The organism is Apilactobacillus micheneri (genome assembly GCF_002993975.1).
In the GTDB taxonomy this organism is placed as follows: domain Bacteria; phylum Bacillota; class Bacilli; order Lactobacillales; family Lactobacillaceae; genus Apilactobacillus; species Apilactobacillus micheneri.
Genome location: NZ_POSO01000003.1, coordinates 229,539 through 242,091 on the forward strand (window position 1 = coordinate 229,539; position 12,553 = coordinate 242,091).

The 12,553-nt window shown below is 29.9% G+C and carries 14 protein-coding genes; 1 reads left to right on the forward strand and 13 read right to left on the reverse strand.

Translation table 11 applies throughout. From position 1 onward, the window contains the following. Window positions 1-162 precede the first annotated feature (162 nt). The 7 genes from recO to rpsU all read right to left on the reverse strand — a co-directional run bounded on the left by recO (window position 163) and on the right by rpsU (window position 4,546). Entirely contained in the window at window positions 163-924 is a 762-nt protein-coding gene (recO, locus tag C7N41_RS05210) for a DNA repair protein RecO (RefSeq protein ID WP_105964662.1), read from the reverse strand. Between the two features lie 21 nt (window positions 925-945). Next, the gene (gene era / locus C7N41_RS05215; RefSeq protein WP_105964663.1) at window positions 946-1,857 is read right to left on the reverse strand and encodes a GTPase Era; all 912 of its coding nucleotides are present in this window, start codon (window positions 1,855-1,857) and stop codon (window positions 946-948) included. 16 nt (window positions 1,858-1,873) lie between these two features. Continuing rightward, window positions 1,874-2,269 (reverse strand): diacylglycerol kinase family protein, encoded by a 396-nt coding sequence (locus tag C7N41_RS05220; protein ID WP_105964664.1) that lies wholly within the window; start codon window positions 2,267-2,269, stop codon window positions 1,874-1,876. Then, window positions 2,253-2,732 carry an rRNA maturation RNase YbeY gene (ybeY, locus tag C7N41_RS05225; protein ID WP_105964665.1) on the reverse strand — a complete coding sequence of 160 codons (480 nt, stop codon included), beginning with the start codon at window positions 2,730-2,732 and terminating at the stop codon, window positions 2,253-2,255. Before ybeY ends, C7N41_RS05220 begins: the two co-directional genes overlap by 17 nt. Before the next feature lie 17 nt (window positions 2,733-2,749). Continuing rightward, window positions 2,750-3,724, reverse strand: coding sequence for a PhoH family protein (locus C7N41_RS05230; RefSeq protein ID WP_225362871.1), 975 nt, complete (start codon window positions 3,722-3,724; stop codon window positions 2,750-2,752). A gap of 113 nt (window positions 3,725-3,837) precedes the next feature. Further along, a complete protein-coding gene (locus C7N41_RS05235; protein ID WP_105964667.1) occupies window positions 3,838-4,281 on the reverse strand; it encodes a GatB/YqeY domain-containing protein in 444 nt (147 codons plus the stop codon). A gap of 70 nt (window positions 4,282-4,351) precedes the next feature. Next, window positions 4,352-4,546, reverse strand: coding sequence for a 30S ribosomal protein S21 (gene rpsU, locus C7N41_RS05240; protein WP_105956104.1), 195 nt, complete (start codon window positions 4,544-4,546; stop codon window positions 4,352-4,354). A gap of 187 nt (window positions 4,547-4,733) precedes the next feature. On the opposite strand from rpsU, the gene C7N41_RS05245 reads away from it, so the two are divergent. Next, window positions 4,734-5,543 carry a pyruvate, water dikinase regulatory protein gene (locus C7N41_RS05245; RefSeq protein WP_105964668.1) on the forward strand — a complete coding sequence of 270 codons (810 nt, stop codon included), beginning with the start codon at window positions 4,734-4,736 and terminating at the stop codon, window positions 5,541-5,543. Window positions 5,544-5,565: 22 nt separating this feature from the next. On the opposite strand, the gene C7N41_RS05250 is transcribed toward C7N41_RS05245, so the two are convergent. The 6 genes from C7N41_RS05250 to aspS all read right to left on the reverse strand — a co-directional run bounded on the left by C7N41_RS05250 (window position 5,566) and on the right by aspS (window position 12,551). Further along, window positions 5,566-6,474 carry a deoxyribonuclease IV gene (locus C7N41_RS05250; RefSeq protein WP_105964669.1) on the reverse strand — a complete coding sequence of 303 codons (909 nt, stop codon included), beginning with the start codon at window positions 6,472-6,474 and terminating at the stop codon, window positions 5,566-5,568. After that, window positions 6,464-7,687: a CDP-glycerol glycerophosphotransferase family protein gene (locus C7N41_RS05255; RefSeq protein WP_105964670.1), complete on the reverse strand. Its 1,224-nt coding sequence runs from the start codon at window positions 7,685-7,687 to the stop codon at window positions 6,464-6,466. Before C7N41_RS05255 ends, C7N41_RS05250 begins: the two co-directional genes overlap by 11 nt. 24 nt (window positions 7,688-7,711) lie before the next feature. Beyond that, complete coding sequence (locus C7N41_RS05260; protein WP_105956107.1) at window positions 7,712-8,521, reverse strand: ABC transporter permease; 810 nt, start codon at window positions 8,519-8,521, stop codon at window positions 7,712-7,714. Between the two features lie 16 nt (window positions 8,522-8,537). Next, the gene (locus tag C7N41_RS05265; protein ID WP_105964671.1) at window positions 8,538-9,689 is read right to left on the reverse strand and encodes a CDP-glycerol glycerophosphotransferase family protein; all 1,152 of its coding nucleotides are present in this window, start codon (window positions 9,687-9,689) and stop codon (window positions 8,538-8,540) included. Window positions 9,690-9,776: 87 nt separating this feature from the next. Then, window positions 9,777-10,655 (reverse strand): YitT family protein, encoded by an 879-nt coding sequence (locus tag C7N41_RS05270; protein WP_105964672.1) that lies wholly within the window; start codon window positions 10,653-10,655, stop codon window positions 9,777-9,779. 117 nt (window positions 10,656-10,772) lie between these two features. Further along, window positions 10,773-12,551 carry an aspartate--tRNA ligase gene (aspS, locus tag C7N41_RS05275; protein WP_105964673.1) on the reverse strand — a complete coding sequence of 593 codons (1,779 nt, stop codon included), beginning with the start codon at window positions 12,549-12,551 and terminating at the stop codon, window positions 10,773-10,775. Window positions 12,552-12,553: the final 2 nt, after the last annotated feature.

A 12,553-nucleotide genomic window follows, 5' to 3' on the forward strand; every position in this document is an offset into this window, starting at 1 on the left:
CTTAATTAGTTTGGTTCAAAAAGCGCCAATTATTATAGACAATAATGACTAGCTTACACTATCCTAGACTCGCTGATAAATAGTCATATAATAAAATTCTTTTATCTTTACCTATTAATTCATTTAATTTAATAATAATTTAGCAAACCGGAAAAGTCAATTCTATAATTTTAAATCATTAATTTGGTCTAGGAAATGTTTACTCTTTAAATTTATACCAACAGTATCTTGATATAATTTATCTAAGACATTTCTTAAGTTTCTTTTAGTATTTTCATTCACATTGATATTATTAATTTTTTGAATGTCTATCACTGAAAATTTTCTTAAATAAAATACAGTTTTAGCATCTAAATGAAGTCGATGTGGATCCATGTGATAATGTTTAGCACAAATTAAGCCACCATATGCTTCAGAATAATCCATGGGTAAGTCGTTTCGACCACAAATAGTACAACCTCTAAATTCTGGCTGTACACCAAAAACATTTAATAATTGTATTTCAATGATATTAGTAATAATTGCTGCATCAATGCCATTATTAATTAGTTTTAAAGCTTCAAAAAGTTTATTAAACCATCCCAAAATTGGAGTGGAATCTGGAAAAGCAACATCAATTAAAGACATTATATAAGTGGCATATGCATTCAAATAAATATCCTGACTAATGTTTTCATAATGGTCTGTATCTAATGCACTATAAATATAAGATAAATTGTCTCTACTTATTTTCCCAGAATATAGTCCATAGGTAAACGGCAAAATATCAGGCATCATTTTAAAGCCTCTTTTACGCGCACCTCGAATAAAAAACATCTTTTTGCCAGCTTCAGCTGTTAGAAACTTGACCAACATATCGCGTTCTTTAAAATTTTTACGATATAATAAAATTCCGTGAAAATTCATGTATGTTTGTGCATTCATCAATATTCACCAACCAAATCATTAATAATTTTCTTTCTTGTTATATCCTAATGATTTTAAAATCGATGGATTGTCTCGCCAACCGGTTTGAACTTTAACCCACAATTTTAGATAAACTTTGCTACCTAATAAATCTTCAATATCTTGACGTGCCAAAGTACCTATTTTCTTCAGCATTGATCCCTGTTTACCAATTAAGATACCCTTTTGACCAGGACGATCTACTAAAATATCTGCTTGAATATCAACATTACCATTATCTTTAGTTTTCATACTTAAAATATCAATAGCTACTGAATAAGGAATTTCTTGACGTGTTAAGGAAAGAATTTTTTCTCTAATCAACTCAGCTACAATAAATCTTTCAGGATGATCTGTTACTTCATCTTCAGGATAATATTGAGGTCCAGCTGGTAATTTATCTTTCAAATTATCCATCAATTCATCAACATTATTACCTTGAAGTGCTGAAATTGGAAATACTTCATTCCAATTAAGTGCTTTTTTATAAGTATCCATAATCTCTAATAATTTATTAGGATTAATCTCATCAATTTTATTAATAATTAAATAAACTGGTTTATCAATTTTTTTAAGTTGATTAATAATAAAGTTATCACCAGCACCTCTAGTTTCAGTAGCACTAATCATGAATAATACTGCATCAATATCTTTTAAAGCAGAAAAAGCAGATTTATCCATAAAATCATCTAATTGATTACTTGGTTTATGAATACCAGGAGTATCTAGAAAAATAATTTGTGAGTCATCATCTGTATAAACTCCTTGTATCTTGTTTCTAGTTGTTTGAGCTTTATCACTCATAATAGCAATTTTTTGTCCTATAATACGATTTAAAAATGTAGACTTTCCAACATTAGGTCTACCTACAATTGCTACAAATCCTGAATGAAAATTAGGATCAAAATCCATAAAGTACATCCCCTGTTTAATTTAATTTTTGTAAAATAATTGGTAAAAATATAATTAATCCAACCAATATAGAAAATAGTGAAGCAATCAATACACCGCCAGCAGCAACATCTTTTGCTTTTTTAGCTAAATCATTATATTTATCTCCAACAAATAAATCTACCACTGTTTCGACGATTGTATTAATCGTTTCAGATAAAAGGACTAAAAATAAAGCTAATAATGTCCAAAGCCATTCGTTTAAGTTTATTTTTAAATAAACTGAAAAGATAATTACTACTAAGCTACTAAATAAATGAAACCTAAAGTTACGTTCAGATTTAATTAAAGTTATAATTCCTTGCAAAGCATGTAAAAAAGACACTATGAAATGCTTATTTTTATGAACTTGCTTGTTACCTTTTAAGCCCATAACTATCCATTATCTTTCTTTGCAAAGGAAACATAACGGCTTCATCTTCAGGCTCCATATGATCGTACCCATTTAAATGCAAGAATCCATGCACTACTAAGAAACCTAATTCTCTTTCATATGAATGATTTAAAAATTCAGCTTGTTCTGCTACCTTATCAATAGAAACGAATATGTCACCGATATTTTCAGGTATCTCATTAGCCATTTCGTCATCCATTATTAAAGGAAAATCATCGTCTCCATCCTCAATTGCAAAACTAATAACATCAGTAGCTCGGTCTACACCTCGATATTCTTTATTAATATCTTTAATTTTGTCATTATTCACAAAAGTAACTGACATCTCTGTATTTTCCTTTAAATCAAGATATTTACCAGCATATTCTAAAACATCTTGAACTAAAGATGTGTCTTTATCAGAAACTCCGTTATTTGTTTTATCATAGATTTCTAAATCCATATAGATTCCTACCTTCACTATTTTTGATTATCAGAATAATTTTCATAAGCATCAATTATCTTAGCAACAACTGGATGTCTTACTACATCATTAGAATTAAATGTAACAAATCTGATTTTCTTTACATTCTTTAAAATTTTCTGTGCTTGAACAAGACCACTACTTGCATGTCTAGGTAAATCAATTTGTGAAATATCACCGTTAACAATCATATTTGAGCCAAATCCTAAACGTGTTAAAAACATTTTCATTTGAGCAGTAGTTGTATTTTGAGCTTCATCTAAAATGACAAAAGCATTATCTAAGGTACGACCACGCATATATGCTAAAGGCGCAATTTCAATAACTTCTCTTTCCATTAAACGAGCAGTATGTTCACGACCTAAAATAGCATGTAAAGCATCATAAATTGGTCTTAAATATGGATCAACTTTTTCTTTTAAATCTCCAGGCAAGAAGCCTAAACTTTCACCGGCTTCAACAGCTGGACGCGTTAAAATAATTTTATCAACATCTCCATGCTTTAAAGCCGCAATTGCCATAACCACTGCCAAGTATGTTTTACCGGTTCCAGCAGGACCTATTCCAAACGTTATATCATTACGTTTTACTGATTGAACGTATTGTCTTTGCCCAAAGTTCTTAACCCTTACAGGTTTCCCTTTGGCGTCCTTAATCAAAATTTGATTATACAAATCTCTAAAATATTCTAAAGTACCATTTTTGGACATATTCATAGCACTAACGAAATCACTACTATTTAATGTTATACCATCTTGCAATAACTTTACTAAATTATCTAAAATTGAGATAACCTGATTAACATTATCTTCATTACCTGAAACTTTAATTTTAGTTCCGAAGGCATTAATAGAAACATCCATACCTTCTTCAAGAATTGAAATATTTTTATTTTGTGGGCCCAATAATATTGGCTCAAAATCTAAATTATTTAGAGTAAATTCTTTTTTCACTGAAGTATTTTCTGTCAATATAGCGACTCCTTTTATAATATAATAACCAAATCTTAGCATAGTTTATAAATTTTAAAAAGCTATGCATTATGTATGACAAGATTAATCAAATTTAATCTTGTTTTAAAAAATTATTTTAAATTATTTTTAACTGATTTTTGTACTAAAGATCCATCAGCTTTTCCTTTAATTTTAGGCATTACTGCACCCATAACTTTACCAAAATCAGACATGTTAGAAGCACCTACTGAATTAATTGTTTCAGAGACAACTTCATCAATTTCTGCTTGTGATAATTGCTTAGGAGCATATTTTTCTAAAACTTTCATTTCGGATTCTTGAGTTTCTACTAAGTCATCACGATCAGCCTTTTTAAAGTCATCAATGGATTCTTTATGTTGTTTAACTTCACGACTAATTACTGTTAGTTCCTCGTCTTCTGATAAATCATGACCCAATTTAATTTTTTCATTCATCAAATCAGTTTTGATCATTCTGATAACAGTTAAAGCAACCTTATCGTGTGACTTCATTGCATTCTTTAAATCATTGTTAATACTATTTGAAATACTCATATTTATAATACCCCCAAGTTAGTTGTAGCTAGTAAAAAAACGTTCCTGAAATAACAGGAACGTTTTTTAATTAAAAGCGACGTCTTTTCTTCTTGTTGTTGCGCTTTCTTGCTGCTTCAGATTTTAATTTACGTTTAACACTAGGTTTTTCGTAGAATTCTCGCTTACGGTATTCACGTAAAGTACCATTTTTGGAAACTGTACGTTTGAAACGACGAAGAGCATCATCAAGAGATTCGTTTTTGCGAACGACTGTTTTTGACATATGAAAATTCCCTCCCTCCGAGCTCGAAATATAACCGCTTTAATTGCTATGTAGCATTGATTAAAACTGTTCTTAATAATTATACAAAACAATGCATAACACGTCAATATCACAATTAAGAAATTATGTAATTATTTTATGATAAAATAATTACAAGCATTTAAATTAATTAAAGGAGCTTGTTGATATGGATAAATTGCCTATATTTGCAATATCTGATTCTAGTGGTGAAACTGCTATGCAAGTAGCAAAAACTGCAGGATCTCAATTCAATGAAACCAACTTAGATTATGAAAGATATCCTTTTATAACAACCGAATCAATACTAAATGGAATTTTAAAAATTGCTGCTGAAAAACAAGCAGTTATTTTTCATACCCTAGTTAATCCCAAATTAAGTGATATTATAGAAAATTTTGCAGAAGAAAATGATTTGCAAAGTGTCGACTGTATACAATCGCCTATGAAAGCCATTAGTAATCGTTTAGGTAGTAAACCTGAAAGAGTTAGCGGAATGGTTCATGACTTAAATGAAGAATACTTTAAAAGAATTGCAGCAATGGAATTTTCAGTAGAGAATGACGATGGTAATAATCCCCAAAATTTAAAAGAAGCTGATGTGGTTATACTAGGTATTTCTAGAACTTCTAAAACACCATTATCTTTATACTTAGCCAATAAGAAATTAAAAGTATCAAATGTCCCTATTGGTCCAGAAACTCAACTACCAGAAGAAATTTGGCAAATCGATAATGAAAAAATATTTGGATTAACAAGCGATATATCAAAAATTCAAAAAATAAGAAAAGCAAGAATGCTTTCTTATGGTTTGGAAGAAGATACTCCTTATTCAGATTCTGAAAATATAAAAAAAGAATTAGATTATGCAAAAGAGTTATATAATAAACTAAATTGTCTGCAAATTAATGTTGCAGACAAATCAATAGAAGAAACTGCGACTATAATAATGGAAAGTTTAAATATAGATACAAAATAAAAAAGAGCCCTAGGGCTCTTTTTTATTGATTAATAATGTCATCCATTAAGTTTGGATTAAATTTTTCATTCTTTAACATTTGAACCTCAAAATAGTGAGGAGAAACTTTTTTCTTCTTGTCTTTATCAATTGTAACAGCTGGAGTTTCCATGATTTTAGGAACATCAACTAAACTTTTATGATGAGCTACATAATTAAGACAATCAAATCCTAAGTCACCTAACCCAATAATTTCATGTCTATCTTTATGACTTCCCATTGGATTCTTAGAATCATTTAAATGAACAACTTTAAGTCTATTAAGACCAATAATATGATCAAATTCATTTAAAACACCATCAAAGTCATTTTTAATATCATAACCGGCATCACTAGTATGACAAGTGTCAAAAGTAACCGACAATTTTTCATTATCTTCAACGCCATCAATAATTTGAGCTAGTTCTTCAAAGTTACGACCCACTTCAGTTCCTTTACCTGCCATGGTTTCTAAAGCTATTTGAATCTTTTGATCAGGTTCAATAACTTCATTTAAGCCTGCTGAAATTTGTTTAATAGCAGCATCTGCTCCAGCACCAACATGTGATCCTGGATGCAAAACAATTTGTGTGGCACCTATTGCTTCTGCACGCTTTATCTCGTCATATAAAAAGTTAATTCCAAAATGAAAATTACGTGGTTTATTAACATTACCAAGATTAATAATATATGGAGCATGGACAACAACTTCTTCTAAGTTATTATCTTTCATATAAGCTTTACCATCATCGGCTCTCAATTCATTGATTGGTTTTCTTCTAGTATTTTGAGGAGCACCTGTATAAACCATAAAAGTATTTTCATCATAACTTTTAGCTTCTTCAGCTGATCCCAAAAACATTTTAGAACCATTCATACTAACATGTGAACCAATTAAGAAATTATCTTTCATTATTAATCCCCCTCATAATTTTTACAAAACTTTTAGACGAGTTAGCGGATTCCCAAGAACAAAACTTATCATAAAATAGATTAAATTGATTATCATAATCTTTAAATTTACCAATTTCATTAAATTCATTAATCTTACTATAAAATGAATTAGCATCTTGAACTAGTGGACCAGGTACATCTTTCTTATAATCAAAATAAAATCCTCTTAATTCTTCTTCATAATGATTTAAATCGTAAGCAAAGAATAACATTGGACGTCTAAGATTAGCATAATCAAACATTACAGAAGAATAATCAGTAATCAATAAATCAGAAATCAAATATAAATTACTTATATCTTCTTCTGCCATAATTTTGACTCGGTCTTCATATCCACTAATATCAATAGCATCTTTAACTAAATAATGCGGTCTTATTATTAAAATAGCATTATCATCAACATTATCAAAAAATTGCTTTAAACTAAATGGTAATTCAAAGTTATAAACACCCTTTGTTTTATAATCATCATCACGCCAAGTAGGTGCATATGTTATTACTTTAGCCTTTTTGTCACCAATTAAACTATATTTTAATTTTGCAATATTTTCAGAATTGTCACTATTATATAAAACATCATTTCTAGGATAACCAATATCTAAAAACTGATTATTAAAGTCAAAAGCCCTAGCAAAAATTTGATGTGAATATTGATTAGGTGCAATTAAATAATCCCAACGATGAGCTTCATTAACAAAACGCTTTTTGTATTTGTCAGTATCAGTTCCTGGCATTTTAACATTAGCAATATCAATTCCTAATTTCTTTAACGGTGTGCCATGCCAAGTTTGCATATAAGTAGTACCCTTGTTTTTTTTCCACCAGTTAGGAGTTCTAGAATTAAAAATCCAAAAATTAGATCTTGCCATTATCCAAACCCATTTAGGTAAAAATCTTCTTACCATTTTGACATCAGGATATTTTGCTTTCAAAGTTTTAAATTCAGAAACCTTGACAGCAAAGTAAGCTAAATTTTTATATTCTGGAAATTCTTTGATCCACTCATCATAGATAGCTGCTGGATTATCGTTAATATCTTTTCCCTTAAAGCTTTCAAAAACAACTAAATTTTTTTTAACAGGAAAAATAATCAATATATCATTCAAAATAATTAAACAAAATCTTATAAAAAGTTTAATCATTTTAATTATTTTGTTTTTTACTTTAATCATAAAGATAATCAATTCCTTTTAGAATTAAATATAGTCAACAAATCTTGCTCTAAACTTATAATGTAGATGTGAACCTACCAGTAAGAAGAACAATACCATTAACCAAAAGATAAGCATCAACAATGGCTTTTGCCAGAACCAATCTTGTCCTAACATTGATTCTCTAAAGCCAGATACAATATAGAAGAATGGATTTAATTGTAAAATTCTAACAAAGAAAGCTGGAAATGCATTTGTTTCAAAATTGAATAGTACCCCAGACATATAGAATAAAACACGCATTAACGATTGTAAGAAAATACGATAATCACGCACTAAAATGGTAACTGTAGAATTGAAAGTTCCAAAAGCTACTAGCCAACATATCATTGCAAAGAAATAATAGAACCATTGTAACCAATAAACATTAGGAACAATGCCACCCTTTACGTATGCTATGAAAATTGAAAAAATTAACATTGCCCAAAATGAACTTAAATTAGAAATAACCTTAATTGTAGGTAAAACACTAACTGGAAACTTCATCTTAGAAACCATACCAACTTGTTGATAGATACTTTTAGATGAATCAAGTGTGGTTGCGTTCATGTAAAACCATGGAGTAATTCCAATTACCATCCATGTTAGGTAATCAATACCATTGGAGGTACCCTTTTTTAAACCAATTCCGAAAACTAACCAATAAATACCAATTTGAATTAGTGGATATAAATATTCCCAAACTAACCCTAAATAATGACTTTGATAATCAGATTTATCTTGATATTTAGAGATTCTAAACATTATGCCTATATTACTAATTTGTTCTTTAATTAATGTAATGACTTCCTTCAAGTCGATCACACTTCCTTTACTTTAAACTTTTTATATATTTCTCTATTACACGATCTGTAGCAAAACCATCATTATACTTATTCCAAATATTATTAAAATTAGTAAAATCGGTTTTTGCATTTTCTTTAATTGCACTTGCTAAAACATCTGTATTTTTAATTGGTTTATTTGGCAACCAATTAATCATATCATCCTGTATTCCTGGATGTCTCTTATATTGATCAATGTCAAACATATAAAACAACATTGAATGGGCATTAGGTAATAAAGAATAATCAAATGCTATTGAAGAATAATCAGTAACCAAAGTATCAGTAACAACTAATAAATCAGTAGTCGATAATTGACTAAAAAATAAAACATTATCAGAGGTCGCTTCTCTTTGCATTTTTTGTTCTATTTTATTTAAAAGCGGATGCAATTTAATAATTACAATTGCATTAGGATCAGCTGTTAAAGCTGAAATAACTTTTTTAGGTGGGTTAAAAGATTTTCCATCATTACGATAAGTAGGTGCATATAAAATAACGCGCTTATCTTTTAATTGCGGAGCAAAATGATAAACTCTTCTTTTAGCAATGTCACGCCACTTTTCTTTAAAAAGACGATCAGAACGAGGATATCCTAACATCTTCATTCTATCAAATGGCACATGATAGCTTTTTTCAAATACCTGTCCCATTGTTTTAGAAGCAACTACATAATCATCAAAATGATTATAAACTTTCTGGAAACGACGCTTATCGCTCTTACTACGTTCGTCAGTGGAAGGATCCTCCCAACCAAACTTTTTAATTGCACCATTAGCATGCCATAATTGAACAATTTTAGTTTTACTACTATGAATAATACCACCAATAAAAGCAAAATAATTATCACAAAAAATGATTTGACCAGTCATAATCTTAGGGATCACATTAAATATAAGATTAATTCCATCTTTAAATTGGATAGTTTTAATACCGTAAGCTGCTAAATCAGTTGCAACCGCTTCATTATCAGATTGATAAAAAACAATTAATTTTTTACCTTTTGGCAAATTTCTAGCCATTGATTTAATCAACCCTGGATTATTATCAAAACTCATTATGTAGATAACATTTTCTTTTTTTCTAAATAAACATAATAAAGATACAATTTTTATTAAAAACAAATATATAACTTTCAAAACTTATCCCACCATATTAATGTTAATTGAAACCTTATACAAACAATTATTATAACACATTCGTCAATTAACAATTAATTCAATATTTTATTTTAGCTTATGCTCATAAAAATGGCCTAAAATATTTTCGGCTTCTGTGATACTTGCAAATGCGTGTGGATCAGATTCAGCCAATGCTTCTTCTAATTCAGACATTTCGTATCTAGATATGGTTGTAAATAATATTTCTTTTTTATTGTGATTATAAGCCCCTTCAGCATTATGAATAATTGTAATTCCTCTGGGCATATGGCTTTGAATACTATCAATAACAGTTTTAGGATGATCAGTCACTATTAATACTTGCATTCTTTGTTGTCTAGTATAGGCAAAATCAATAGCCTTGGCATTAACAACAATTCCAATTGCAGAATAAAATGCATAAGGCCAACCATATTCAAAACCAGCAGCCGTAATTATAAAGACATTAAAAGCTATATTAATAGTTCCAATACTACGCCCTGTTTTTCGCCGGATAACTATCCCTAGTATATCCAATCCACCAGTTGAAATCTCATTTTTTAAACTCATTCCAGTACCTAATCCATTTACGACCCCACCAAAAATAGCACATATCATTGGATCATGAGTTAAATAAACAGGATGAATAGCTTTAATCATAAAACTGGCTAAGAAAACAGTTAAAATTGTAAAAAAAGTAAACTGATGACCAATTTGTTTCCAAGCTAAAACAAAGAAAGGAATATTTAACATAAACAAACCAATTGAAGGTGGTATTGTAATTGGAAAATATCTAGTTGATAAAGTATTTATTAATTGTGATAAACCTGTAAAACCAGATGAATAAATATTACCTGGAGTCCAAAAGAAGTTCATAGCAATTGACACCATGATTCCATACATAACTGCTGTAGAAGCTTTGGCTACATATTGATGTCTTTTTAAAATCTGTTGAACATCATCCATAATTTTCATTACCCCTCTTATAAAGATGCAAATAGTATAACATTAATAATAAATTAATCATATTTATTTCAGATAAAAAAGGAACTTCCTCAATAAATAGGAAGTTCCTTTTAAAAATTATTCTTTATAAGTATCTTCACTTTCAAGTCCCAAATCATCTAATTGTTTTTGTGATACGGGAGCAGGAGCATTGGTCATTGGTTCAGTTGCTTTTGAATTCTTAGGGAATGCAATGACATCACGAATATTTTCGGTTTGTGCTAATAATCTAGCAAATCGATCTAATCCAATAGCTAAACCGCCATGAGGTGGAAAGCCATAGTCTAAAGCATCTAAGAAGTAACCAAATCTTGCTTGAGCTTTTTCGCGATCAAATCCTAACGCTCTTAACATCTTTAATTGTAGTTCTTTATTATGAATACGGATAGAACCGCCACCTAATTCCAAACCATTTAGAATAATATCATAACTTTGAGCATGTGCAGCATGTGGATTTTCACCTTCATTAAGGTAATGTTCATCACCTTCATTAGGCATAGTAAATGGATGGTGAGCAGGTACCCATCTTTCAGCACCTTCATCGTATTCAAACAATGGCCAATCAACTACCCATAGGAAGTCAAATACGTTCTTTGGAATCATATCTAATTCTTCAGCAATTGCACAACGTAAGTAACCCAAAGTATCGGCAACAACTTTATCACGATCTGCAGCAAATAGTAATAAATCACCTGATTTTGCACCCATACGGTCCTTAATTGCTTCTTCGGTATCATCATCAAAGAATTTAGCAATTGGTCCTGTAAATCCATCATCAGTAATCTTCATCCAAGCTAATCCCTTAGCACCAAAACGTTCAATGTATGAGGCATATTTGTCTATGTCTTTTCTTGAATATTTTTCAGCACCATCAGGTACAGCGATTGCTTTAACTTGCCCACCATCTTTAATGGTATTTGAGAATACTTTAAAATTAACATCTTTCACAATATCTGATAAATCTTTTAGTTCCATACCAAATCTCACATCTGGTTGATCGGTACCAAAACGGTCCATTGATTCTTGCCAAGTAATACGTTTGAAAGGTGCTTTAATGTCTAATCCTAAAGTATCTTTCATTACCTTAGAAATTAAACCTTCTGTTAGTTCTTGGATATCTTCAGCATTTAAGAATGAAGTTTCCATATCGATTTGTGTAAATTCAGGTTGACGATCTCCACGTAAGTCTTCATCACGGAAACAACGAGCAATTTGATAATAACGATCGAATCCAGCACCCATTAATAATTGTTTAAATAATTGTGGTGATTGTGGTAATGCATAAAATGATCCATGATATAGTCTTGAAGGTACTAAGTAATCACGGGCTCCTTCAGGAGTTGAGACTGTTAAATTAGGAGTTTCAATATCAATAAATCCATTTTTATCAAAATAGCTATGAACAGATTGCATAATTCTGTTTCTTAACATGATTCCCTTTTGTACTTCTGGACGTCTTAAATCTAAGTAACGATACTTTAACTTAGTTTCTTCAGAAGCATTAATATTATTTTTAATATCAAAAGGAGGATTTTTAGCCTTATTGAAGATTTTTACATCATTAACATCTACTTCAATTTTTCCGGTTTTCATGTCTTCGTTAATTTCATTTTCAGCTCTTGAAACTACAGTTCCTTTAACTTGAATGACATATTCATTTCTTAATTGATCAGCAGTGTCCAATGCTTTTTTACTATATTCATCACTGAATACTAATTGAACAAGTCCTTCTCGATCTCTTAAATCAATAAATATTAATTTACCAAGATCTCTTCTTCTTGAAACCCATCCATCTAGGCAAATTTCTTGGTTCAGATATTTTTCATCAACTAGTCCGCAATAAGTTGTGCGTTCCATAA

Coding starts and splice junctions, on each gene's coding strand:
- C7N41_RS05245 (WP_105964668.1), top strand. CDS start 4,734: ATGGATAAATTGCCTATATTTGCAATATCTGATTCTAGTGGTGAAACT.
- C7N41_RS05220 (WP_105964664.1), bottom strand. CDS start 2,269: ATGGGCTTAAAAGGTAACAAGCAAGTTCATAAAAATAAGCATTTCATA.
- rpsU (WP_105956104.1), bottom strand. CDS start 4,546: ATGTCAAAAACAGTCGTTCGCAAAAACGAATCTCTTGATGATGCTCTT.
- C7N41_RS05255 (WP_105964670.1), bottom strand. CDS start 7,687: ATGATTAAAGTAAAAAACAAAATAATTAAAATGATTAAACTTTTTATA.
- C7N41_RS05250 (WP_105964669.1), bottom strand. CDS start 6,474: ATGAAAGATAATTTCTTAATTGGTTCACATGTTAGTATGAATGGTTCT.
- recO (WP_105964662.1), bottom strand. CDS start 924: ATGAATGCACAAACATACATGAATTTTCACGGAATTTTATTATATCGT.
- C7N41_RS05270 (WP_105964672.1), bottom strand. CDS start 10,655: ATGGATGATGTTCAACAGATTTTAAAAAGACATCAATATGTAGCCAAA.
- ybeY (WP_105964665.1), bottom strand. CDS start 2,732: ATGGATTTAGAAATCTATGATAAAACAAATAACGGAGTTTCTGATAAA.
- aspS (WP_105964673.1), bottom strand. CDS start 12,551: ATGGAACGCACAACTTATTGCGGACTAGTTGATGAAAAATATCTGAAC.
- era (WP_105964663.1), bottom strand. CDS start 1,857: ATGGATTTTGATCCTAATTTTCATTCAGGATTTGTAGCAATTGTAGGT.
- C7N41_RS05235 (WP_105964667.1), bottom strand. CDS start 4,281: ATGAGTATTTCAAATAGTATTAACAATGATTTAAAGAATGCAATGAAG.